General features: G+C 74.7%; 22 protein-coding genes and 1 riboswitch. Of the genes, 10 read left to right on the top strand and 12 right to left on the bottom strand.

The features are described 5' to 3' along the window. Positions 1-10 precede the first annotated feature (10 nt). Both ACFY2L_RS20695 and ACFY2L_RS20690 read left to right on the top strand, forming a co-directional pair. Complete coding sequence (locus ACFY2L_RS20695; protein ID WP_390659625.1) at positions 11-286, top strand: protealysin inhibitor emfourin; 276 nt, start codon at positions 11-13, stop codon at positions 284-286. 157 nt (positions 287-443) lie between these two features. Continuing rightward, positions 444-1,133, top strand: coding sequence for a DUF6445 family protein (locus tag ACFY2L_RS20690; protein WP_390659626.1), 690 nt, complete (start codon positions 444-446; stop codon positions 1,131-1,133). Position 1,134: 1 nt separating this feature from the next. On the opposite strand, the gene ACFY2L_RS20685 is transcribed toward ACFY2L_RS20690, so the two are convergent. Continuing rightward, on the bottom strand, positions 1,135-2,283 hold the full coding sequence (locus tag ACFY2L_RS20685; protein ID WP_390659627.1) for a M24 family metallopeptidase: 1,149 nt from the start codon (positions 2,281-2,283) through the stop codon (positions 1,135-1,137). A 305-nt stretch (positions 2,284-2,588) separates the two neighbouring features. Between ACFY2L_RS20685 and ACFY2L_RS20680 the strand changes: the two genes are divergently transcribed. Continuing rightward, entirely contained in the window at positions 2,589-3,332 is a 744-nt protein-coding gene (locus tag ACFY2L_RS20680; protein ID WP_390823200.1) for a DUF4142 domain-containing protein, read from the top strand. A gap of 29 nt (positions 3,333-3,361) precedes the next feature. Here the strand turns inward: ACFY2L_RS20680 and ACFY2L_RS20675 are convergent, their stop codons facing one another. Further along, positions 3,362-5,023, bottom strand: a complete 1,662-nt coding sequence (locus tag ACFY2L_RS20675; RefSeq protein ID WP_390659629.1) for a glycoside hydrolase family 13 protein — start codon at positions 5,021-5,023, stop codon at positions 3,362-3,364. A gap of 247 nt (positions 5,024-5,270) precedes the next feature. Here ACFY2L_RS20675 and ACFY2L_RS20670 point away from each other — a divergent pair, with 247 nt between their 5' ends. From ACFY2L_RS20670 to ACFY2L_RS20660, 3 genes are all read left to right on the top strand, one after another. Next, positions 5,271-6,227 carry an LAETG motif-containing sortase-dependent surface protein gene (locus ACFY2L_RS20670; RefSeq protein ID WP_390659630.1) on the top strand — a complete coding sequence of 319 codons (957 nt, stop codon included), beginning with the start codon at positions 5,271-5,273 and terminating at the stop codon, positions 6,225-6,227. A 58-nt stretch (positions 6,228-6,285) separates the two neighbouring features. Next, positions 6,286-6,476, top strand: a riboswitch (cobalamin riboswitch). Positions 6,477-6,503: 27 nt separating this feature from the next. Further along, entirely contained in the window at positions 6,504-7,610 is a 1,107-nt protein-coding gene (locus ACFY2L_RS20665; protein ID WP_390822990.1) for a HoxN/HupN/NixA family nickel/cobalt transporter, read from the top strand. A 91-nt stretch (positions 7,611-7,701) separates the two neighbouring features. Further along, positions 7,702-8,385: a hypothetical protein gene (locus tag ACFY2L_RS20660; RefSeq protein ID WP_390822989.1), complete on the top strand. Its 684-nt coding sequence runs from the start codon at positions 7,702-7,704 to the stop codon at positions 8,383-8,385. On the opposite strand, the gene ACFY2L_RS20655 is transcribed toward ACFY2L_RS20660, so the two are convergent. Next, entirely contained in the window at positions 8,382-9,347 is a 966-nt protein-coding gene (locus ACFY2L_RS20655) for a nucleoside hydrolase (protein ID WP_390659633.1), read from the bottom strand. The two genes, ACFY2L_RS20660 and ACFY2L_RS20655, sit on opposite strands and share 4 nt — an antisense overlap. Positions 9,348-9,400: 53 nt before the next feature. Next, positions 9,401-10,609, bottom strand: coding sequence for a threonine--tRNA ligase (gene thrS / locus ACFY2L_RS20650; RefSeq protein ID WP_390822988.1), 1,209 nt, complete (start codon positions 10,607-10,609; stop codon positions 9,401-9,403). 295 nt (positions 10,610-10,904) lie between these two features. Here thrS and ACFY2L_RS20645 point away from each other — a divergent pair, with 295 nt between their 5' ends. After that, the gene (locus ACFY2L_RS20645) at positions 10,905-11,678 is read left to right on the top strand and encodes a hypothetical protein (protein ID WP_390822987.1); all 774 of its coding nucleotides are present in this window, start codon (positions 10,905-10,907) and stop codon (positions 11,676-11,678) included. A 90-nt stretch (positions 11,679-11,768) separates the two neighbouring features. Here the strand turns inward: ACFY2L_RS20645 and ACFY2L_RS20640 are convergent, their stop codons facing one another. The 4 genes from ACFY2L_RS20640 to ACFY2L_RS20625 all read right to left on the bottom strand — a co-directional run bounded on the left by ACFY2L_RS20640 (position 11,769) and on the right by ACFY2L_RS20625 (position 16,128). Beyond that, positions 11,769-12,494: a GAF and ANTAR domain-containing protein gene (locus ACFY2L_RS20640; RefSeq protein WP_390659636.1), complete on the bottom strand. Its 726-nt coding sequence runs from the start codon at positions 12,492-12,494 to the stop codon at positions 11,769-11,771. A gap of 85 nt (positions 12,495-12,579) precedes the next feature. Continuing rightward, positions 12,580-13,272 carry a TIGR03943 family putative permease subunit gene (locus ACFY2L_RS20635; RefSeq protein WP_390823199.1) on the bottom strand — a complete coding sequence of 231 codons (693 nt, stop codon included), beginning with the start codon at positions 13,270-13,272 and terminating at the stop codon, positions 12,580-12,582. Further along, positions 13,269-14,270 carry a permease gene (locus ACFY2L_RS20630; protein WP_390822986.1) on the bottom strand — a complete coding sequence of 334 codons (1,002 nt, stop codon included), beginning with the start codon at positions 14,268-14,270 and terminating at the stop codon, positions 13,269-13,271. Before ACFY2L_RS20630 ends, ACFY2L_RS20635 begins: the two co-directional genes overlap by 4 nt. 514 nt (positions 14,271-14,784) lie before the next feature. After that, on the bottom strand, positions 14,785-16,128 hold the full coding sequence (locus ACFY2L_RS20625) for a helix-turn-helix domain-containing protein (RefSeq protein WP_390659638.1): 1,344 nt from the start codon (positions 16,126-16,128) through the stop codon (positions 14,785-14,787). Between the two features lie 130 nt (positions 16,129-16,258). Here ACFY2L_RS20625 and ACFY2L_RS20620 point away from each other — a divergent pair, with 130 nt between their 5' ends. Beyond that, positions 16,259-16,426, top strand: a complete 168-nt coding sequence (locus ACFY2L_RS20620) for a hypothetical protein (RefSeq protein WP_390659639.1) — start codon at positions 16,259-16,261, stop codon at positions 16,424-16,426. A gap of 67 nt (positions 16,427-16,493) precedes the next feature. Here ACFY2L_RS20620 and ACFY2L_RS20615 read toward each other — a convergent pair whose 3' ends face one another. Next, a complete protein-coding gene (locus tag ACFY2L_RS20615; protein ID WP_390822985.1) occupies positions 16,494-17,684 on the bottom strand; it encodes a hypothetical protein in 1,191 nt (396 codons plus the stop codon). A 63-nt stretch (positions 17,685-17,747) separates the two neighbouring features. Next, entirely contained in the window at positions 17,748-19,037 is a 1,290-nt protein-coding gene (locus tag ACFY2L_RS20610) for a PP2C family protein-serine/threonine phosphatase (RefSeq protein ID WP_390822983.1), read from the bottom strand. 121 nt (positions 19,038-19,158) lie between these two features. Here ACFY2L_RS20610 and ACFY2L_RS20605 point away from each other — a divergent pair, with 121 nt between their 5' ends. Further along, a complete protein-coding gene (locus ACFY2L_RS20605) occupies positions 19,159-19,596 on the top strand; it encodes a hypothetical protein (protein WP_390659642.1) in 438 nt (145 codons plus the stop codon). A gap of 78 nt (positions 19,597-19,674) precedes the next feature. Here ACFY2L_RS20605 and ACFY2L_RS20600 read toward each other — a convergent pair whose 3' ends face one another. Continuing rightward, positions 19,675-20,202, bottom strand: a complete 528-nt coding sequence (locus ACFY2L_RS20600) for an SH3 domain-containing protein (protein WP_390659643.1) — start codon at positions 20,200-20,202, stop codon at positions 19,675-19,677. Between the two features lie 154 nt (positions 20,203-20,356). Here ACFY2L_RS20600 and ACFY2L_RS20595 point away from each other — a divergent pair, with 154 nt between their 5' ends. Further along, the gene (locus ACFY2L_RS20595; protein ID WP_390822982.1) at positions 20,357-21,262 is read left to right on the top strand and encodes a hypothetical protein; all 906 of its coding nucleotides are present in this window, start codon (positions 20,357-20,359) and stop codon (positions 21,260-21,262) included. Here ACFY2L_RS20595 and ACFY2L_RS20590 read toward each other — a convergent pair. Further along, positions 21,162-22,505 (bottom strand): PLP-dependent aminotransferase family protein, encoded by a 1,344-nt coding sequence (locus ACFY2L_RS20590; RefSeq protein WP_390822981.1) that lies wholly within the window; start codon positions 22,503-22,505, stop codon positions 21,162-21,164. The two genes, ACFY2L_RS20595 and ACFY2L_RS20590, sit on opposite strands and share 101 nt — an antisense overlap. Positions 22,506-22,524: the final 19 nt, after the last annotated feature.

The following is a 22,524-nucleotide window of genomic DNA, read 5'->3' as shown; positions in this document are numbered from 1 at the left end:
GCCGCTCGGCATGCGCATCCGGATGATCAGGAGCGGCGGGCTGCTCGGGATGCCCCGCCGGGCCGACGTGGACACCTCCGCCCGGCCCGACGGGGCGGCGCTGGAACGGCTCGCGCACGAGGTCCTCGCCGGGACCGGGGAGCGGCCCCCGCCCGGGCCCGGCGTGCCCGACGCCTACCAGTACACGCTGACCGTGGACGACCAGCCGCCGGTCGAATTCGCCGACCCCGGGCTGACCGACGCCCAGCTCCGCCTGGTGGAACGGGTGCTCGGGGAGGGCTTCTGAGACGGGGCGTCCCGGCACGGGACGGGCGGCCCGGCACCCGCGCGGCCGGTGACAGGGCTGCCCTTGACCCGGATTGACGAACCGTTGACCAGTTCTCGCCGGACTCCGGGGAAAACCGCGGGCGAGTCCTGACGGGCCCCCGGCCTAGATTTACCGCATGTCCATGCCACAACCGCGGCCCGGCGCGGTCCTGCCCGTCCTCCCCTACCGCAAGCCCACCCGGGGCCGCGACTACTGGGTGCTGGACGACGTCTTCCCCGAGGCCGGCGTCGCGGCGATCCGGGAGCGCTGCCTGGCCAGGGACGACTGGGTCAGGGGACACCCGTACACCGCGGAGAGCTGGCCCGGACTGCGCGCCATGCCCGCCCTCGAACCCGGTGAACTGGCCCGGGTGGAAAGGCTGGTGAGGAAGGCGACCGGCGCGCGCGAGCTGTGGGTGCAGCAGGCGCCCGGCGGCGGAACCCTCAACCACAACTGCGTCCAGGTCGTCGGCGAGGGCGAGAGCACTCCCCGGCCGCACTCCGACTCCCGTGCGCTGTGCCGGTACGCGGCCGTCCTCTACCTCAACCCCGGCGTCCCCAAGGACTGCGGGACCAGCTTCTACCGGCAGTCCCTGCCGGGCGGACGGCTCGGCGGCAATGTCGTCCAGGCCCCGCACCACAACCTCGTCGAGGCCCTCGGCACCCGGTTCGTCGCACCCGACGCCTTCGAGGAGGACGTACGGGTTCCGCACAGGTACAACCGGCTGCTGCTCTACCACGCCAACCTCGTGCACAGCGCGACCGGTTACGCCGGTACGACGCTGGAGGAGAAGCGGATGACGGCGGTGTTCTTCTGGATGGCCTGAGTCAGGCCACCACCGCGAGGTCGCGGGCGGCACCGCCGAGCCGCCGGGCCCCGTCCGCCGTACAGGTCACGACGTCCGCGACCCGCACCCCGAGGCGGCCGGGCAGCAGGATCCCCGCCCCGGCCGAGAAGCACATGCCGGGCGCGAGGAGCTGAGTGCGGCCCGCCGCGAGGTACGGCGGCTCGTCCGGGGTCACCCCGACGCCGTGGCCCGTGACGGGAGGGGCGCTCCCGCCGTACCCGGCGTCCGTGAGGACCGCGCGGGCCACCCGGTCGATCTCCGCGCACGGCACGCCGGGACGCACCGCCTCGACGGCGGCCTGCTGGGCCGCGCGGACGATCTCGTGCAGGCGCCGCACCTCGTCCGGCGGCGGGCCCGCGTGGACCGTGCGGGTGACGGCGGAGGCGTAGCCGTCCATGCGGCCGCCGAAGTCCAGGACCACCGTGTCACCGGGTTCCACCGTGCGGTCGCCGGGCCGGTGGTGGGGGTTCGCGCCGTGGGGCCCGGAGGCGACCCGGGCGAGGTCGACCCGGTCGTGCCCGTGGACGCGCAGCAGGCGGGCGAGGTCGGCGGCCAGCTCGGACTCGCGGCGGCCGGTGAACCGTACGGCCAGGATCGCCTCGTACGTCGCGTCCGCCGCGTCGGCCGCCGCGGCGAGGCGGGTCCGCTCGTCGTCGTCCTTCACCGCCCGGAGCAGGGGGAGGGCGGTGGACAGGGGCCGGTAGGTGGTGAGGGGCAGGGCCTCCTGGAGACCGAGGAGGTGCAGGGACCAGGTGGTGTCGGAGATCCCGTAGTGGCCGTGCGGAAGGAGCAGACCGGCCGCCGTCGCGTACGGGTCCTGGTCGTCCTCCCACGCCGTGATGCGCAGGGCGGCCGCGGCCGGGGCCGCCGAGGCGTCCGCGCGGTCGCGGGCGGGCACCAGGAGCCGGGGCTGGGCTTCGGGGGTGAGGACGAGCAGGGTGAGCCGGTCCGGGGCGGTCCCCGGGCGGTGGCCGCACAGCCAGGTCAGGTCCGGTCCGGCGGTGACGAGGAGACCGGTGAGGCGAGCGGCGGCCGCCTGGTCCGCTGCCCGGTGCAGCCGTGCGGCGTGCGCCGGCCGGCTGAAGGGCGCGCCGCCCCCGCTCTCCGTCTCTTCCTCGTCGAACGTCATCCCCCCATTCGACCCGCCGAACGCCGCGAACGATCCCCCGACAGGTCCGTACGGGTGGCCCCGCACCCGAACGCCCGACCGGAGGGCCACCCCACCCCCGCGGCCGCCCTTCCCGGCGGCCCGGCGCAGCGGCTCTCCGAGAGAACTCACCGCCTCGCAAAGATTTTACGAAGTTCATAGAGTCGCGGCGCCTGTTTCTCCGTACCTCTCTGCGTCCGACCCCGCCGGAGCCACACCACCGGCGGATCCCCGAACGGGCAGGAGGAACGGTGCAACTCTCGCGGAACGCGATGGGAACTCTCTTCGTGGGCGGAGCCCTGACCTTGACCCTGGGCGCCCTGGCCTACCCCTCGATGCTGGGGCTGGACACGGTGTCCACGTCCACCGACAGAGTCATCGCCAACACCCAGTGGGGTCCGCTGACCGAGGGTGACCGGGACTTCGTGGTCAAGGTGCGGGCCGCCGGTCTGTGGGAGTACCCGCTGGGCCAGATCGGACTGCAGAAGGGGACGAGCAAGGCGGTCCTCACCGCGAGCGAGCACCTCGTCGACGGCCACGCGGCCCTCGACACCACCTGCCGCAAGATCGCCCCGATGCTGAACATCACGCTGCCCAACGTGGCGAGCCCCCAGCAGGAGGGCTTCGTGACCCAGCTCAAGGGCGAGACCGGCGCCCAGTTCGACACCGACTTCGCCAACATCCTGCGCATGACGCACGGTTCGATCTTCAACACCGTGGCGAAGGTCCGCTCGACGACGAAGAACTCCCTGGTGCGCGCCCTGGCCGACCAGGCCAACGACACCGTCCTGGACCACATCACGGTGATGGAGAAGACCGGCCTGGTCGACTTCGACTCGACGCTCTTCCAGCAGACCACGCCGCCCAAGCTGCCCAAGTCGGACCTGACCCCGCCGGCCCCGCCCGCCGGTCAGCCGCAGGTCGTGCTCACCCCGCCGCCGAACGCCACGTCCACCCCGGTGGACATCGACGGCATCGCGGGCGGCGCGGCGGCCGGGAACCAGAACGCGAACCAGAACACGGGCGGATAGCCCGCGCCCGGCGGGCCGGCGGGCACCCCCTAGGCCAGCCAGACCGTCGTGTCCGGGAGCAGCGCCCCCGGCCGGCCGGGCCCGTCGCCGTCCGGGGGCGCGCTGCTCAGCAGCACCTCCCCCGGCGGCAGCGGCACCGGCTCGTCCGACAGGTTGGTGACGCACCGCCAGCCGTCCGAGCGGGCGAACGCCAGCACGCCGGGCGGGGTGTCCGGCTGCCAGGTCAGCTCCTCGCCGTCGAGCAGCTTGCGGCGCAGGCGCAGGGCCGTGCGGTACAGCTCCAGGGTGGAGCCCGCCACGCCGTCCTGCGCCTCGACCGCGTACCGGGCGAAGGACGCCGGCTGCGGCAGCCAGGCCCCGGCCGCGCCGAAGCCGTACGACGGTCCCGTGGCCGTCCACGGGAGGGGCACCCGGCAGCCGTCACGGCCCTTGCGGACGCGGCCCGTCTGTTCCCAGAGCGGGTCCTGGAGGGCCTCCACGGGGAGACCGGCGACCTCGGGCAGGCCGAGCTCCTCGCCCTGGTAGACGTACGACGATCCCGGCAGCGCCAGCATCAGGAGCGTGGCCGCCCTGGCCCGGCGCAGGCCGTGCGCCTCGTCCACGGCGGGTGCATTGCCACCCGAGAGCAGCCAGGTGTTCTCGTCGGTTCCGGGCGGGAGCATCAGGCGGGACGGGTGGCGTACGACGTCGTGGTTGGACAGCACCCAGGTCGCCGAGGCGCCGGCGGCGCGGGCCGTGGCGAGGGAGTCGGCGATGACCCGGCGGAGCGCGTCCGCGTCCCAGGGGGCCTGCAGGTACTCGAAGTTGAAGGCCTGGTTCAGTTCGTCGGGACGGGCGTACAGGGCGCGCCGGGCGCCCGGCACCCAGGCCTCGGCGACCGCCGTGCGGGGCGGGGAGTAGGCGTCGAGGACGCGGCGCCAGTCGCGGTAGATCGCGTGGACCTCGTCGCGGTCGTAGAAGGGGTGGGTGCCGGGAGGCAGCCGCGCGAGGGCCTGCTCGCCGCTCAGGTCCGGCGCGCCGAGGTCGCGGAGGGGTTCGGTGAGGTCCTTGGCGAGGGCGTGGGCCACGTCCACCCGGAAGCCGTCGACGCCCCGGTCGGACCAGAAGCGCAGGGTGGTGCGGAAGTCCTCGCGGACCTCCTCGTGGTCCCAGTCGAGGTCGGGCTGCTGACGGGCGAAGAGGTGGAGGTACCACTGGCCGTCCGGGACGCGTTCCCAGGCGCTGCCGCCGAAGACCGACTGCCAGTCGGTGGGCGGGAGTTCGCCGTGCGCGCCGCGTCCGTCGCGGAAGACGTAGCGCTCGCGGGCCGGGGAGCCCGGGCGGGCGGCCAGGGCCTCCTGGAACCAGGGGTGCTGGTGCGAGGTGTGGTTGGGGACGAGGTCGACGATCACCTTCAGTCCGAGGCGGTGGGCCTCGGCGGCCAGCGCGTCGAAGTCCGCGAGGGTGCCCAGGCGCGGGTCGACGTCGCGGTGGTCGGCGACGTCGTAGCCCCCGTCGGCCAGTTCGGAGGGGTAGAAGGGGCTGAGCCAGAGCGCGTCCACGCCGAGGGCGGCGAGGTGGGGCAGCCGGCCGGTGACCCCCGGGAGGTCGCCGAGGCCGTCTCCGTCGGCGTCGGCGAAGCTGCGCGGGTACACCTGGTAGACGACGGCCTGGCGCCACCAGTCGGGGTTGCGTGAGGAGATGTCGGTCACGAACGGAAGTCTGTCCAAGTTGCCGGGAAAGTGAACGTGCTGACGGTCCGGAGGGGATCGTTCCGCACGTGACGAAGTCGTGATGGAAGCTTGAACTCCCCAGGTTTTGCACCAGGTTGACAGCGCTCTCACGTCCACACGACGATGGGCGGACACTGTGGCGCCTGTGACCGAAGGGCCCCGTGTTTCTTCTGATCTGACCAATCAGCCCTGGCTTTGCCCTGGCATTCGCCAAGAATGGATACGCATGTCCATAGCGAGACGTGTCACCGTGCGCCGCCTGCTGGGGACGGGCGCCGCTTCGCTCACCCTCTGCGCCGCCTCCGTCGCCGCCGCCTCCGGCGCCTGGGCCCAGTCCGGCACCCCCGGCGGGGACGGCTGGAACACCGGCGGTCACTACCAGCCGGGCACCGGCGCGGGCACCGAGACGGGGACCGACCGCTGCCAGTTCTCGCTCGACGGCAAGAACTTCTTCGACTCGGTGCGGGTCGACGACCAGAACCTCAAGCCGACCCAGGACGGCGAGGTCCACATCAGCGTCCGCACGGCCGGCGACGCGAGCACCTGCACCGCCTCCCTGGCCTCCTACCTCGCCCACGGCGCCACCTTCGGCACCTCCGGTGAGCAGGTCTTCGTCGACTTCGACTCGGTGACCGTCAAGCCCGGGCAGACCGACACGCTCGACATCTCCGTCCCCGACGCCGGCTGCTACGCGCAGATCGACCTCTACCGCGGTGCGGTGAAGTTCGACGGCAAGCTCGACGCCAAGGACGGCTTCGAGCACGGCGAACTGCCCAAGGGACCGGACCGGCCGGTCATCAAGGACAAGCTGATCGCCGCGTGGAACGGCGGCACGAAGGACTGCACGGTCACCGAGCAGCCGCCGTCGTCGTCCCCGCCGGCCGGCGGCGGTGAGTCGCCGTCGGCGCCCGCCTCCTCGGCCCCGCCGTCGGACTCGTCGTCCGAGAGCACGACCCCGTCGCCGACGGCGTCGGAGCCCGAGTCGGAGTCGAGCACCCCGGCCCCGTCCGCCTCCGAGTCGACCACCGCCCCCGCCACCACGCCCGACGGCGGCGGTGGCGACCTCGCCGAGACCGGCGCGAACAGCGCCACCCCGCTGATCGCGGGCGGCGCCGCCGCCCTGCTGCTCGGCGGCGCGGCGATCGTGGTGGCCACCCGCCGCCGCAAGGCGACCCGCGCCTGACCCGCGCCTCTCCGGTACGGCCGCCCCGGCACCCTCGTGGAGCCGGGGCGGCCGTACGTTACGGTGGGCGGGTCGTGGTGTTCGGGAATCCGGTGCGACACCGGAGCGGCCCTCGCCACTGTGATCGGGGAGTCCCCGGCCCGAGTCCCCCCGCGGGACAGCCACTGGCCGTCATGAGACGGCCGGGAAGGCGGGCCGGAGACGTCGGCACCCGCAGCCAGGAGACCGGCCACGGCATCTCACGAAGTGATCCACGAGGTGCTGGAGCGTGACCGCATGACCGAGCCCGTCGCCCTGCCCGGAGCCGCCGCCTTCCGATGGCGGCGCGAGGACACCGTCAGGACGGCGGGGCTGATGGCCGCCATAGCCGGCCTGCACGTACTGGCCTTCGGCATCCTCTTCCTGCTCGTCGTGCCCGGTCACTACGAGGTCGGGAACAAGGCCTTCGGCATCGGGCTCGGCGTCACCGCCTACACCCTCGGCATGCGGCACGCCTTCGACGCCGACCACATCGCCGCGATCGACAACACCACCCGCAAGCTGATGGCGGACGGCAAGCGGCCGGTGTCGGTGGGGTTCTGGTTCGCCCTCGGGCACTCCAGCGTGGTCGTGCTCCTCGCCGCGCTCATCGCCGGCGGCACCCGGCTCGCCGGCACGGTGATGAACGAGGACTCACGCACCCACCAGGTCCTCGGCTTCCTCGGCACGACCGTCTCCGGCACGTTCCTCTACCTCATCGCCGCCCTCAACCTCGTCGCCCTGAGGGGGATCCTGCGCGTCTTCCGGGCGATGCGGGAGGGGACGTACGACGAGCGGGAGCTGGAACAGCACCTGGACTCCCGCGGGTTCATGAACCGGATCCTCGGCCGGCTGACCAAGTCGGTGTCCCGGCCCGGGCAGATGTTCCCGCTCGGCTTCCTCTTCGGGCTCGGCTTCGACACCGCCACCGAGGTCACCCTGATGGTGATGGCGGGCTCCGGGGCGGCGGCCGGACTGCCCTGGTACGCGATCCTCTGCCTCCCCCTCCTGTTCGCCGCCGGGATGAGCCTCTTCGACACCCTCGACGGCACCTTCATGAACTTCGCCTACCAGTGGGCGTTCTCCCACCCCGTCCGCAAGGTCTTCTACAACCTCGCCATCACCGGCCTGTCCATCGCCGTCGCCTTCTTCATCGGCACGATCGAGCTGGTCGGCGTCCTGCACGAGAAGTTCCGCCTGACGGACGGCGTCACCGGCCGGATCGCGGCGCTCGACCTCGACAACGTCGGATACGTCATCGTCGGCCTGTTCGTGCTCGTGTGGGCGGCGGCGATCGCCTACTGGCGGTTCGCCAGGGTGGAGGAACGCTGGACCCCCCGGCCGACGACACGGGGACTTCCGTAGGGCTCTACGTAGATCCACCGATGTCCCGCCGCCGCCCGGGCGGGACGATACGGGGGCACCCCGGTCCCCGGCGCGGAAGGAAGGGACGTCCATGCTCCCCTGGATCATGTGGTCGGCCATCCTCCTGGCGCCGTTCGTCGTCGGAGGCACGCTCGCGTTCCGCACCGCGCGCCGGGCCGGCAAGGCGGACCGGGCGATGCGGGCCCTGGCCGCCCGTCCGGGCTGGAAGCGGATCGAGGGCCGCCGGGACGGAGAGGGCCGGTGGGCGGGCCACTTCCCCTGGCTGCTGCGGACGGTGCCCGGCTTCGCCGTGACCGGCACGCTCGGCGGCCACCGGGTCACCGTCGCCAGGCGCTGGGAACCGGTGGGGCGCAGGGACATGCAGCACTGGCTCATCGTGTTCTTCGAGGTGCGCGGCAGCGGGCCCATGCTGCGCCTGGAGCGCCACTGGAGTGCCGCGGAGCTCAACCTCCGGTTCGGCGGGGACCTTCCGTACCTGCCGATGAGCAAGAACGGCTCCGCGGCGACGGCCGAGCGGTTCTACGCCTCCGATCTGCCGGACCGCCTGACGAGGTTCGCGGCACCGGCGGTCTCCCGCACGGACGACGGGGTGTGCTTCCTCTACTTCCCGCTGCCCGAGGTGGTGGACATGGACAAGCTGCTGAAGGCGCTCGCCGGGATGCTGCCCGACCTCGCCGAGCTCGCCGCGGCCGCCGCACCCGCGGACGAGGGCACCCCGGACGCCGCCGGGGAGGCCGGGACCGGCCCCCTCTAGGCGCGCTCCACCGTCTCCAGATACAGCTTCACGTACCGCTCCACGTCCACGTCCAGCGCCACGTCGACCAGCTGGGGTGCGCGGGCGCCCCCGTGGACCTCGGACTCGCCGGGGCGGGGACGGCGGTCGACGATCGTCTGGCCCCGGGCCGGTCCGGGGGCCAGGGAGACCTCGACGTGCAGCAGCCGGGTCGCGATACCCGCCGGGTCCACGACCGCGCAGACCGCGCCCGCGTCGCCGAGCCCGCCGGCGAGCTCGTCGCCGTCGGACTCGGGGGCGGACGGGCGGTGGGCGAGGAGTTCACCGGCCAGACGGGTGCCGGGTTCCGCGCTCGCGCGCAGGCGCCGTACGTCCGCCCCCGGCACCACCACCCGCCGGAACACGTCCAGCCCGTACATGGTGACCGGCACCTCGGCGGACAGCAGGATCGCGGCCGCCTCCGGGTCGTGCCACACGTTGAACTCCGCGACCGCGGTGGCGTTCCCGACGGCCACCGCGCCGCCCATGAACACGATCCGCTCGATGTTGCGGGTCACCTCGGGGTGGGTCCGCAGCAGCAGGGCGATGTTGGTGAGCGGGGCGGTGGGGATCAGGGTCACCGGGCGCGGGGAGGCGAGGATCTCGCGGCGCAGCAGCGTCACCGCGTCCACGTCGACGGCGGTGCGGACCGGGGCGGGCAGACCGTCGAGGTCGCCCATGCCGTCCAGACCGTGCACGGTCGCCGAGCGGGCCGGCTCGATCAGCGGGCGGGCGGCGCCGCGCGCGACCGGGACGTCCCCGGCGCCCGCCGCCTCCAGCACGGTCAGCGTGTTGCGGACCACCCCGTCGACGCCGGTGTTCCCCGCCACACACGTGACCGCGCGCAGGTCCAGGCCCGGGTGGCGTACGGCGAGCAGCAGGGCGAGGGCGTCGTCGACCCCCGTGTCGCAGTCGATGATCACCGGGATGGGCTGGTCGGTCACCTCGGGAGATCCTTCCGTCGAGCCGTCGGTGCGTGCACCCTATGCGCAGGCGCTCACGCCCACAGCCCGGTTCCGCGGGCCGCGACCCGCTCCCCGATCCGGCGCAGCAGTTCGCCCGCCGGCAGCGCTCCCGGCCGGCGGCCGTCCCGCAGCCGCAGGGCCGCCAGCCCGTCCGCCGCCTCCCGCGCGCCGATCACCGCCTGATACGGCACCAGCCGCGCCGCCCGGATCCGCGCCCCGAGAGTGCCCTCACCACTGACCTCGGCCCGCAGCCCCGCCCCCGACGCCCCGCGCACCAGTTCCGCCGCGGCCTCCTCCTGCGCCTGCGACACCGGCAGCACGACCAGCTGGACCGGCGCCAGCCAGGCGGGAAACGCCCCGCCGTGCTCCTCGATCAGATGCGCCACCGCCCGCTCCACACTGCCGATGACACTGCGGTGCACCATCACCGGGCGGTGCTTCGCCCCGTCGGCGCCGATGTAGTGCAGGTCGAAGCGTTCGGGCTGGTGGAAGTCGATCTGGATGGTGGACAGGGTCGCCTCGCGGCCGGCCCGGTCCGCGATCTGCACGTCGATCTTCGGGCCGTAGAAGGCGGCCTCCCCCTCGGCCTCCTCGTACGCCACCCCCGAGCCGTCCAGCACCTCCCGCAGCAGCGCGGTGGCCCGGCTCCACAGGCCGGGGCCGGCGACGTACTTGCCGCCCTCGCCAGGGAGCGAGAGACGGTACCGGGAGGCGCGGATGCCCAGGTCGGCGTAGGCGCGGCCGATCAGGGCGAGAGCCGCGCGGGCCTCCTCGACGGCCTGGTCCAGGGTGCAGAAGATGTGCGCGTCGTTGAGCTGGATCGCCCGGACCCGGGTGAGCCCGCCGAGCACCCCGGACAGCTCGGAGCGGTACATGCCGCCCACCTCGGCCATCCGCAGGGGCAGTTCGCGATGGCTGCGGGAGCGGGAGCGGTAGATCAGGGCGTGGTGGGGGCAGAGGCTGGGGCGGAGGATCACCTGTTCCGCGCCGAGTTGCATGGGCGGGAACATGTCCTCGCCGTAGTGGTCCCAGTGGCCGGAGATCTCGTACAGCTCGCGTTTGCCGAGGACCGGCGAGTACACGTGCCGGTAGCCGGCCGCGCGCTCGGCCTCACGGACGTACTCCTCCAGGGTGTGGCGCACGGTCGCCCCGTCGGGCAGCCAGTACGGCAGGCCCGCGCCCATCAGGGGATCGGTGTCGAAGAGGCCGAGTTCGCGGCCGAGGCGGCGGTGGTCGTGCATGGCTGCTCCTCCGGGTCGGGGACGAGCAGCCACGAAGAAGCCCCGGGGCACTCGCCCCGGGGCTTCGGTCATCCAGTCGTGGATCAGCGCGCCGGGACTGTCTCCGGCGTCGTCGTGAGGGACGGCAGGGCGCGCTGCATGCGGGGACCGTAGCAGCGCGGGCGGACCGGGGACGACGGGTTTTCCACCGCGCGCAGCAACGCCGGTAACCCGTACGGCCCGCCGCGCTGGTCGCGTCGGGGCCGCGATGGTGCCGTGAGAGGAGGTCCGCATCCCCGTTCAGGAGGCACCCTCCATGACCCGCCGCGCTCTCCTGGTCTCCTCGCTGCTGCTCACGACGGTCACCGGGTGCGCCGCCCTCGGTCTGGAGCACCCGCCGACCGCCGAACCCGCCGACCCGACCGCCCGGGCGTCGGCGTCCGCGCCCGCCACGTCGGCCACCCCGTCCGTCCTCACCGACACCCAGGCGCAGGCGGCGCTCATCACCGACACCGACCTCGGCGCGCCCTGGGTCCCGACCCGGGGCGCGGCGACCTGGCGGGACGAGCTGCTGAAGGCGAGCACGCCCGTCGCCGAGTGCCAGAAACTGCTCGACGCCCTCTACGCCGACGAACTGTTCGGCGAGCCCGCCCGCGCGGTCGTCGGGCTCGACGACCCCGACAGCGCGGCCCAGCTGCGCTACCAGCTCACCGGCAGGCGCCCGGCGGACGTGGACCGGACGCTGGCCTGGCTGCGGTCGCTGCCGCAGAAGTGCGCCCGGTTCACGGCCACGGCCGGACCGGACACCGTGGAGGACGTGCAGGTCACCGAGCTGCCGCTGCCGGAGGTCGGGGACGCCCGGCAGGGGCTGCGGGTGTCGCTGACGCTCTGGGGAACCGCCGAGGACAACGCCGACGGCGAGCCGACCGTCCTCGCCCTGGACGTCGCCGCCGTCCGCGCCGGCGAGGACGCCTTCGCCCTGACCAACGGCGGCCTGGGCGACGTCCCCAACGAGGCGACCCAGGCCGCCGTGCAACTCGGCGTGCGCCGCCTGGCGGACGTCAGAAAACAGGGCAGAGTCCAGGTCTGACCCTCTCCCGCGGGACGCGGCTCGCTCGGCGCCCCGGGCTGTCGGGGCCGTCGGTGAGGGGGTTCGTCGGGGTGGTGTCGGAGGGGGGTTTCAGTCCGGGTCGTCGAGGCGGGTTCGGCGGCCCACCACGTCGCGGCCCTCGTCCAGGACCGTGTGGCCGTGGGCGAAGGCGTGGGCGCGCAGCCGGGCCAGAGCTTCGTCCGCGCCGACGCCCAGCTGCGCCATGACCATGCCGACGGCCTGGTAGACGACGTCGTGGTCGGCGGCGAGGGCGCTCAGCCAGGGCTCCTCGCCGGGCGGGCGCAGACCGTCGTCCTCCGCGAGCGGCAGGGTCATGAGGGCCGCCATCACCACGTCCGCCACCAGCTGTGCGGTGCGCACCTCGTCGCCGGCCAGTTCGCCGGGGACGTCCCGGTAGAGGTCGAGGGTGCCCACGCAGAGCGTGCGGTCGCCGAGCGGCAGCGCGTACACCGCGCGCACCCCGGCAGCGGCCGCCTGCTGGGCGAAGACCGGCCAGCGGAAGGCGTCCCGGCCGGCCGTCAGATCGGAGGCGAACACGGGCACCCCGGTCTCGGCGGCCCGCAGACAGGGTCCGTCGCCCAGGGTGGCCTGCACCTCCATCAGATGCGCGGCCCGCTCACTGCTCGCGCTCAGTGGTACCGGCATCCCCTCGCCGCACAGCGACACGCTCGCGCCGCTCACCGGCAGCAGCCGCACGGCAGCGGCGCACAGCCGCCCGGGCACTTCTCCCGGTTCGGCACCACGCACCGCGTCGGCGATCACCGCCGCGATCCGCTCCCGCTCCCGGTCGCGCACGGCGACCACCTCCGCGAAAGGGACTGGTCCGACCACTTCCCGCGACCGCCGGGTACCCTTCGCCCACCGCGGGAACCCGCGCCGCCTACGGCTTCTCGTACGGATCCGCGGGCTGCTGCACCCGCGTCACCTTCTCCGCGTCCAGCACCGGCGGCCAGGCCTCGTCCGAGCCCGGTGCGCCTTCCGGCCGCCAGGTGCCGGTGACCGTCACCCAGGTGTCGGTGGGCGGTGCGTCGGCGTCGGCGCCCCGGATCTCGGCCTTGCCGGTCGTGGCGTCGGCGGCACAGCAGCTGACGACGAGCCGGGTGACGTACCAGGTCCCGTCGTCGTCCCGGGTGACGAAGCCGGTCAGCCGCACGGTACGGCCCTTCAGGGAACGGCCGCTGTCGTAGACGGCCCGGGAGCTGAACTCGGCGACGGTGAGGTCGAGGGGGTCCCCGGCGGGGAGGGCCGGGAAGGTGCCGACACCCCGCGCGGCCCGCTGGGCGGCCTCCCGCGCGGCGCTGTAGGAGCCGAGGGCGGGGGGCGGGAAGAGGAGGAGGGCGAGGGCGGGGAGGGTGAGGAGCCACGCGGTGCGGGAGCCGTGGTGGGGGTGGTGGGGGTGGGACTTGAGGACGGGGGTGATCAGTCCCAGCAGCACCAGGGCCGCCCCGGAGACGATCAGGTACGGGCGCAGGCCAGCCTGCACGTAGCGCAGGTAGAGGTCGCCGAACAGGGTGATCCGCAGGACCGCCGCGCCCGTGAGCAGGAGCAGCGCCGCCGGGCCGTACCGCCTCACAGCAGCCACCACCCCACCAGCACGCCGGCCGCCACGGCCACCAGCCAGGTGACGGCCGCGAACCGGGCGGCGAAGGAGCGGCCGAAGGTGCCCGCCTGCAGCGCGAGGAGCTTCAGGTCCACCATCGGGCCGACCACCATGAACGCCAGCCGGGCGGTGGCCGGGAAGGCACTGAGCGAGGCGGCGACGAAGGCGTCGGCCTCGCTGCACACGCACAGCACGACGGCGAGCAGGGCCAGCAGCGGCACCGCGAGCCACGCCGAGCCGGTGAAGACGTCGAGCACCGACCGGGGGACGGCGATGTTGAAGGTCGCCGCGGCGGCCGCTCCCAGGACGAGGAAGCCGCCGGCGTGCAGGAAGTCGTGCTGGAGACCGGTGAGGAAGGCACGAACGCCGGTGCTGTGCGGGGCCTCCCGCCCCGGCGTCCGCAGCCACTCCTCCTTGCCGAACCGCGCCCACAGCCACCCCATGACCACGGCGGTACCGAGTGAGGCGAGCAGCCGGGCCAGGACCATCTCCGGCCGGGCCGGGAAGGCGAGGGAGGTGGCGACGAGCACGACGGGGTTGATCGCGGGCGCGGAGAGCAGGAAGGCGAGGGCCGCGGCCGGGGCGACCCCGCGCCGCATCAGGCTCCCGGCCACCGGCACGGACGCGCACTCGCACCCCGGCAGCACGGCCCCGGCGACACCCGCGACGGGCACGGCGAGCGCGGGGTTGCGGGGCAGGAGGCGTCCGAGGGCGCGCTCGGACACGAAGGCGCCGATGGCCGCCGAGACGACCGTGCCGAGCAGCAGGAAGGGCACGCCCTGGACGACGACGGCGGTGAACACGGTCCACCACGCGGCCACCGGTGGCGTGTAGAGGTCGAGCGCGAGCGTCGGCCCGAGCACGGACACGACGGTCGCGATGGCGACGAGCGCGGCCCCGCCGACCACGGCGTACACGAACGCGCGCACGACGACCCGCAGGTTGTCGCCCACAGTCCGTTGGTTCTGCACCCGGCGCACGCTAGAGGGACAGGCTGTGGGCAGCCCGGCAACCACCGCAGAGGCCGCTGTGACCGACGGACCGTCCCCCGTCCGGTGCCATACCCGGGCCATCCCGGGCCATGCCGGGGACCGTGCCGGGGCCGTCCCGGGGGCCATGCCGGGGACCGTGCCGGGGCCGTCCCGGGGACCATCCTGGGGCCCCGGGGACCATGCCGGGGCCGTCCCGGGACCGTGCCTGGGGCCATCCCGGGGCCGTCCCGGGGACCATGCCGGTCCCAGCCGGGGCCATGCCGGGGACCATGCCGGTCCCAGCCGGGGACCGTGCCGGGGCCATCCCGGGGCCATCCCGGGGCCATGCCGGGGACCATCCCGGGGACCATGCCGGTGCCGTCTCGGGACCGTGCCGGGGCCGTCCCAGGGGCCGTGCCAGGGGCCGTGCCCGGGGCCGTTCCGGGGACCGTGCCCGGGGCCGTTCCGGGGACCGTGCCCGGGGCCGTCAACGGGGACCGTGCCCGGGGCCGTCCTAGAGCGGTGGCTGGGCCGGGGCCGGTCCCAGGGTCGTCGTGCCCGGTGCCGTGCGGTGACCGAGGCCCGTCCGGTAGGCGTCCAGCGCGGCCTCCACCCGTCCCGTGCGGCGCAGCAGGTCCCCCAGCATCCGGCACAGGTCGGCGAGATCACCGGCGGCGCCCGCCCGTTCCAGCAGGCTCAGCGCCCGGACGTAGTGCTCCTCGGCGGCCTCCGTGTCCCGCGCGTCCTCGGCGATGATGCCGAGCAGCCGGTGAGCGGCGGCGGCGTGGACGGCGCCGCGTTCGGGGGAGAGGTCCCCGAGGACGCCGTGAAGGAGTGCGGCGGCCTCCTGCGACCTGCCCCTGCGGTGCAGTACGTCGGCCAGCTCGACGGCGACCTGGCTGCCGTAGAGCGCGGCGCGCTGGGCGGCGAGCATGGTCTGCGCCTGCTTCAGCTCCTCCTCGGCGCGCTCCAGCTGACCGTTCTGGGCGTAGACGTAGCCGCGCATCCAGTGGCAGTTGGCGAGTTCGGTACGGAGCTGGAGGTGGCGGTACAGGTCGGCGGCCTTGGCGAGGGACGCGTCGGCCTCGGCGAGACGGCCCTCGGCGAGGAGCGTGCGGGCGACGGAGCGGTGCATCCGGGCGACCAGCGCGGGGTCGGCGACCCGGGGTGCGAGGGCGAGCGCGAACTCGGCGGCCTGCGCGGCGCGGGCGTGGGCGCCCATGTCCATGTACGGCCCGATGACGGAGGCGTAGAGCAGCAGCAGCGCGTCGGGGTCGTGCAGGCCGCCCCGGTTGAGCTCGTCGAGGGTGGACTCCAGCAGATAGACGGCGTAACGGAGTTCACCGGCGAGGTAGTGGGCGACGGCCCGTCCCCGCAGCGCCGGGACCCGCGCGGGGAGCGGCGCGTCGGCCAGACACCCCTCGGCCCGCTCGAAGTACACCCGGGCCTTCTCCAGGTCACCGGTGGAGATCTCGCACTCGCCGAGTCCGAGCAGCGCGGTGGCCTGCTCCTCGGCGAGCCCGTGCGTCTCGGCCTCGGTGAGCAGGACGGCGTACTGGGCCGCGGCCTCCTCCGCCTCACCCGTGGCGAGGGCCCGCTGTGCCTCGGTCAGCCGGAGCCGCAGGTCGGTCACGAGCCGCGGCGAGCGCCCGGTGGCCAGTTCCTCGAAGTCCACGCCGAGCCGCTCGGCGATGTGCCGGAGCGCCTCGTCGGAGGGCCGCACCCGTCCGGCCTCCAGGGTGGAGACATAGGCGGGCGTGTACGTCGGCTCCGCCAGCTGCCGCTGGGTCAGGCCCTGTTCGACGCGCATCCGCTGCACGCGCCGCCCGATGACCTCCGGTTCGTCCCGTTCTCCCACGCCTCGGCCCCCCAACTCCCCCTGTGCCCCTTGCCGTTGGACTATCGCAGCCCCTACGTTAAACGGCGAGTTAAGCATGCTTAATACATGAGTGTCGTGAGCCGTAGTTCGCCGATGTTGTGAGGTTGCCGTGCCCGGACCCACATCCGCCCACCACGGACGCCGTTACGCCAGGGCCCTCGCCGCCGCCGTCCTGGCCGCCGCGACCCTGATCACCGCGGCCAACGCGATCCCGGCCAGAGCGACCTCCACGCCCCCGCCCGCCCCGGCGGCCCAGGAACACGCGGCGGGCCGCTGAAGCCCGGCGGGAAGGCGGCGCCTGCCGCGCGACGCCGGGCACGCGCTCCCGGGCCCGTCCGGCGGGATCACGCCTGAAGCTGCAACTGCTCCAGCTGGCGCCGGACATGGTCCAGCGCGCCCTGCCGCCGGCCGGGCACCCGGCCGCGCAGCTCCGCGAGCGCGGGCCCCAGTGCACGGGCCCGCCCCGCGTCGCCTATCCGCCCCCACTGGTGGTGCGCCCGGTCCACGGCCGCCTCCACGGCGGGGGCGTCGACCGCCTGCCCGGCGGCCAGCCGCGCGGCGGCGACCGCCATCCAGGTACGGCAACTGCGCTCGGCGTCCCCCGCGAACATCGCGAGGTCGGCCCGCACCTCGGCCCAGTGCAGCGCCTCCTCGGAGCCCACCCCGTGGGAGGCGGCGGCGGCCTGCTCCCACCGGGCGGCGAGGGCGTCGGCGTCGACGTGCCGCCCGGCCTGGACGGCGCTCGAGATGGCGGCGTGGGGGTCGCCGGCCGGCCCGGCCGGGGCCTGGGGACGGGGCACGGCGAGGGCCGTGACGGTGGGCTGGGGACGGTGGCCCCCGGAGGCGGGAAGGGCGGGGACGGGTGGGGCGGGGGCGGCCGGCGCGGCGGGGGCGAGACCCGGCCGGGTGGCCCCGGACAGCACGAGGTCCCCCACCTCTCCCTCCCCCGCGATCCGCCCCAGCGCCATCTGGTGCAGCTGCTCGGCCCCCGGCCGCCCGCCGCTCCGCAGTATCGTCGCGACGGCCTTCATGTACGTGGGCGCGGCCACCGCCCGCCGCCCCGGCGGGGGCGCCACCCGCCCGTACACGGCGACCGTCGGCCCGCACTCCAGCGCGTGGCCCCGCAGCCAGCCCCAGGTCTCCGCGTCGGCGTGCAGATCCACCACCACGGTCGTCGTCCCGGCCGCCCGCAGCCGCAGCTCCTCGCGGAACCAGTGCCAGGGAAACCCGGTGTACCGCACGGTCGACGGAGTCGTCCGCGCGAGCGCGAGGTGCGGCAGACGCTGCCGCCGGTCGAGCTGCAGCTGCCCGGTGACGAACACGGTCAGCGGCCCGGCCGCCGCCGCCGCGGCCCGCAGCCGGGTGAGCACGGCCTGCGGCTCCAGCGGATCGGCCAGCTCGACGACGTTCGCCGTGTCCGTTCCGGCCAGCACGGAGGGCGGCACGGCCGCGAGCACGGGGAGGACGGACGCCGCGTCCACCAGACACCCCTTGCCCACGGGCGAGGCCGCCAGCAGCAGCACGGTTCCGGGCATGGTCCCCTCCCCCTGTCGATCAGTACCTCAGCACCGTAACGGCTGCTGCTGCAAAGGTCTGCCTCAGACCTGCGAACGTCCCCGTACGGGGCCCCGGTCACCCCGGTCCGGGACCGCCCCCGACGCGCTCCCCGCCCCCGACGCGCCCTGCGCCGCCGCGGGCCCGGTCCGTCGTACCGCGAAGATCGTCGTGTCGTCGGCGAGGCGGCCGCCGCAGTGGCGCAGCGTGCCGTCCCGGACGAGCGCCACCAGGCGGGCCGGTTCCGCCGCGCGGGCGTCCCGGCGCACCGCCGCGGCGACCTCCTCGGCCAGCGGGTAGAACACGCCGGCGGAGTCCCGGGCCTCCGTCACCCCATCCGTGACCAGCAGCAACGTCTCCCCTGCGGCGATCTTCACCCGCAGCGCGGACGGCGTCCCGCCCGCCCCGGCCAGGTCGGCGAGCCCGAGCGGCAGCCCGTCCCCGCAGGGCAGCGGCCGTACCCCCGCCGCCCCCACCACCAGCGGCGGCTCGTGACCGAACCCGACCACCTCGGCCACCCCGCGGTCCCCGACGGGGAACCCCATCAGCACGGCCGTGGCGAACCGGTCCCCGTCGTCGCGCCCCAGCGCCACGGTGTGCAGCCGGTGCCGCCGCATCCGGGTCTCCAGACGGCCGGCGACCGTCGCCAGGTCCGCCTCGTGGTACGCCGCCTCCCGGAACGTGCCCAGCAGCGCGGCCGCCGCGTCCACCGCGCCCAGCCCCTTGCCCTGCACGTCGCCGAGGAGGACGCGGGTGCCGTGCGGTCCGGGCTGGATGTCGTAGAAGTCGCCGCCCACCCGGGCGTCGGCATCGGCGGCGAGGTACACGGCCGCGTGGTCGAGGCCGCCCCAGCCCGGCGGCAGCGGGCGCAGCACCGTACGCCGGGTCGTCTCCGCGATGTCCATCATGTGCAGCATCCGCAGCTCGCCGCGCACCCGGACCGAGGAGGCGAGCACGGACAGCACCCCGCCGACGAGGACGAGCACGAAGTCGGCCGGGCCCTCCCGGTACTCGGTGGGCCAGGCGGCGTCGCTGGCGACGTAGACGGCGAGCGCGAGGACCGCGAAGAGCGCCGTCGTCCACACCCCGCACAGCGCGGCGGCGATCGCGGAGACGAACACGCACCACGACACGATCCGGAACTCTCCGGTGGTGTGGAAGTCGGCGAAGGTGATGGCGACGAGCACCGTCAGCGGCACCAGCCAGGTCACGCTGCGGCCCCGGATCTGCAGCAGCTGGTGGCGTTGCAGGACGTCCCGGCGCCGGGTACGCGGAAGGCCGCGGTCGAGCGGACCGTGGCCCCCGTGGCCTCCCTGGCCCCCGGAGTCGCGCATGAGGTCAGCGAACCACGGGGTGAGGCGGCCCGCATCCGGGTACTCGACGCACCCGACTTGCCACCGCCCGCGGCCAGGTGTGCCCTGGAAGTCGGGGGCGAGGAGAGAGAGGAGCGCTCTCATGGCTCATGCGGCACCCGCACTGACGCCGGCCCGGCCGGCCAGGACTCCCGACATCTTCAGCGAACGGACCCACCGAATCGCGAGGTGGGCGGTCCCCGTCGCGCTGGGGCTCGTCTACGGCTACTGGGTGGCGGCCAACAGCCGCGCCGGCGGCCCCATCACCGGCTGGAACCTCCTGCTGGGCTTCGCCAGCACGATCGTGTTCGCGGCGCTGTGGATGGGCGTGGCCGCGATGACCCCCCGTCTGCCGCGTGAACTGCACGCCCTGCTGTGGGCGGCGTTCTGGGGCAGCGCCTTCGGCTTCATGTACAGCCAGACGGACAAGACCGTGCTGCGCTCGACGGCCATGGGCCTGGCGATCGCGGCGAGCGTCTTCGTGGTCCTGTTCTACCGCTACTACACGCACGAGGACGCGGAGGGACACCGCATCCGCTGACGCGGCCCGCACGGAGCGCGGCACGCACATGGGCCCCGGCGGTCGGCCGGGGCCCATGCGTTTCCCTCATCCCTCCACTCACCGGCCGACCGGGATCCACTCCCAGCCACCCGACGAGGTCTGTGACGTTCCGCCGGCGCTGAAGCTCCAGGAGCCCGAGACGCTGAACGAGCCGGAGCCGGAGACGCTGAAGGAACTGTCGGTGAACGGGTCGTCCCAGTTGGTCCAGTCCCCGTCCTTCCACCGCGGGCACGGGTCGGCGCAGGCCGGCACGCGGGCGCCGCGGGTGTCCACGAAGGCCGCGTTGGCCCAGCCCTGGGCGCCGAGGAGCCAGTACCAGTACGGGTTGCCGTTGACGCTCTGTCCCACGACCCTGCACTGCACCTGGTCGTGGCTGCCGGGCGCCAGCGAGGCGACCACGGCGGAGTGTGTGGTGGGCTGCTGTCGCACGTTCAGGTCGGTGCGGGAGACGACGGTGCCCCGGATCGGATGGTCGTCGCCGCTGGTCGGCGGGGCCGCCGCCGCGGTTCCCGCCGTGGTCACGGCGAGGGTGCCACCGGTGACAAGAGCCGCGGCCAGTGTCCGCAGAGCCGGAGTGGTGCGCATGATCGGCCTCCTTCTCCCCAGAACCAGGAAACACCCGTTCGGGTGAACGCTCCACCGGAGGCCCCACAGGCCCCATGGATCCCGGCAGTCCCAGGGGCACCCGTACGGCTCAGGCCGGCTGGCGTGGGCCGCGCCCAGCCCGTTGCCTGGAGGCGTGTCCCGAAGCCTGCGGACCGCCGTCTCGGCCGTCCTGACCGCCCTGGCCTGCCTGCTCGTGCCGTTCGGCACGCTCGCGGCCTGGGCGGCGTACGGCCTCACCGACACCCGCAGCTACGTCACCGCGATGGCGCCGCTCGCCTCCGACCCCGCCGTACGGGACGCCGTGGCGGACACGGTGGGTGACGGGGTGGCCCGCGAGTCCGGGATGAGCCCGCTGTTCACGCGGGACGCGGTCCGCTCGTTCACCTCGACCCGCGCCTACCGGACCGCCTGGGACGCGGGCAACGAGGCCGCGCACACGGCCGTGATGAGAGCGCTGAACGACGAGCGCGCCGACCGGGACGACGGCCCGGTGACGGTCGACCTGGCGACCGTCACGACCCCCCTGAAGCACCAGATGACCCTCGACCACGTGCCGTTCGCCGAGCGCATCCCGATCGAGCACACCCGGGTGGCCCTGCTGCCGCCCGACGACCTGGCCACCCTACGGAAGGGCTACCACGTGCTCGACGTCGCCGGTTTCTGGCTTCCGTTGGCGGCCGTCGTCTTCGCGGCCGGCGGCATCGCCGTCGCCGCCTGCCGCCGCCGCGCGATCACCGCGACCGCCCTCGGCACCGCGCTCGGCGGCGCCTTCCTCGGCCTCGCCGTCGCCATCGGCCGCCACCTCACCCTCGCCGACCTCCCCGACCCGGCCCACCGCCCGGCCGCCGCCGCGGTCTACGACGCCCTCACCACCACCCTGCGCACCGCGGCCTGGCTCCTGCTCGGCGTCGGCCTGACGGTCGCCGCGGCGACCTGGCTCACGAGGTACGTGCGGGCGGGCCGCCCGCCGCGACGCCCGCGAGCGTCCGCAACGCCCGCGCCAGCTCCTCCGCCGGAGCCGACGCGAGCCCGAGCCTGACCGCGTCCGGGGTGCGGTGCGGGTCGACGGCGAAGGCGGTGCCCGGCGTGACGGCGATGCCGTGCGCGGCGGCAGCGGCGGTGAAGGTGTCCGCCCGCCACCGCGCGGGCAGCTCCCACCAGGCGAAGTAGGCCCGCGGGTCGGTCCGTACGGAGAACCCGCCGAGGTGCTCGGCGAGCACCGCCTGCCGCCGGGCCGCGTCCGCGCGCTTCTCCTCGACGAGCCGCCGCACGATCCCCTCCGCCTCCCACCGCACGGCCGCCTCCAGCGCGAACCCCGCCGCGCTCCACCCCCCGGACCGCACCGCGGCCCCCACGGCCTCCGCCCGGCCCTCCGGTACGACGAGGAGGCCGACGGTGAGCCCCGGCGCGACCCGCTTGGACAGCCCGTCCACGACATGGGTGAGGGAGGGGGCGTGGGCGGCGAAGGGCCGGGAGTCCGGGTGGAGGAAGGACCAGATCCGGTCCTCGACCACGGGGATGTCCAAGTCGGCGACGGCGCAAGCGAGTTCCTGCTTCCGCGGGTCCGTCATGGTCACCGAGGTCGGGTTGTGCAGGGTCGGCTGGAGGTACAGCGCGGAGAGCGGGGCGGCCCGGTGGGCGGCGCGGAGCGCGTCGGGCCGTACTCCGCCCTCCGCGTCGCCGGCCAGCGGCACCAGGACGATCCCCAGCCGTCCGGCGACCTCCTTGACCAGCGGATACGTCAGCTCCTCCACCCCGACCCGGCCGCCGGGCCGGACGAGGGAGGCGAGGGCGGCGGCGATGGCCTGGCGGGCGTTGCCCGCGAAGAGGATCCGGTCCGGCCCGGGCCGCCAGTCGGGCAGTCCGAGCAGCCGGGCGGCGGCCTCGCGCGCGGCGGGTGTCCCGGCGGCGGCGGCCGGACGCAGCGCCTCCGTCAGCACGTCGGCCCGCAGCAGGGGGGCGAGGGCCCGCCCCAGCAGCTCGGACTGCCCCGCCACCACCGGGTAGTTGAGCTCCAGGTTGACGGGTGCGGCGGTGGCCGCCTCGATCAGCGCCCGCCCCCGCGCCGGCTCCGGGGCGGCCCGGACGAAGGTGCCGCGCCCGACCTCGCCCACGACCAGTCCGCGCCGCACGAGTTCGCCGTAGACCCGCCCCGCCGTGGAGGGCGCGATGCAGTGCCGTCGCGCGAACCACCGCTGCGGAGGCAGCTGTTGACCGGGGCGCAGCCGCCCGGAGGCGATGTCACCGGCGATCCGGTCGGCGATGGCCCGGAAGTCACCCACGCCGGCCCTCCTTGGGATT

Origin of the sequence: Streptomyces sp. NPDC001381 (assembly GCF_042895685.1) — a bacterium.
Classification (GTDB): domain Bacteria; phylum Actinomycetota; class Actinomycetes; order Streptomycetales; family Streptomycetaceae; genus Streptomyces.
This window is presented reverse-complemented; position numbering and strand designations above follow the sequence as displayed.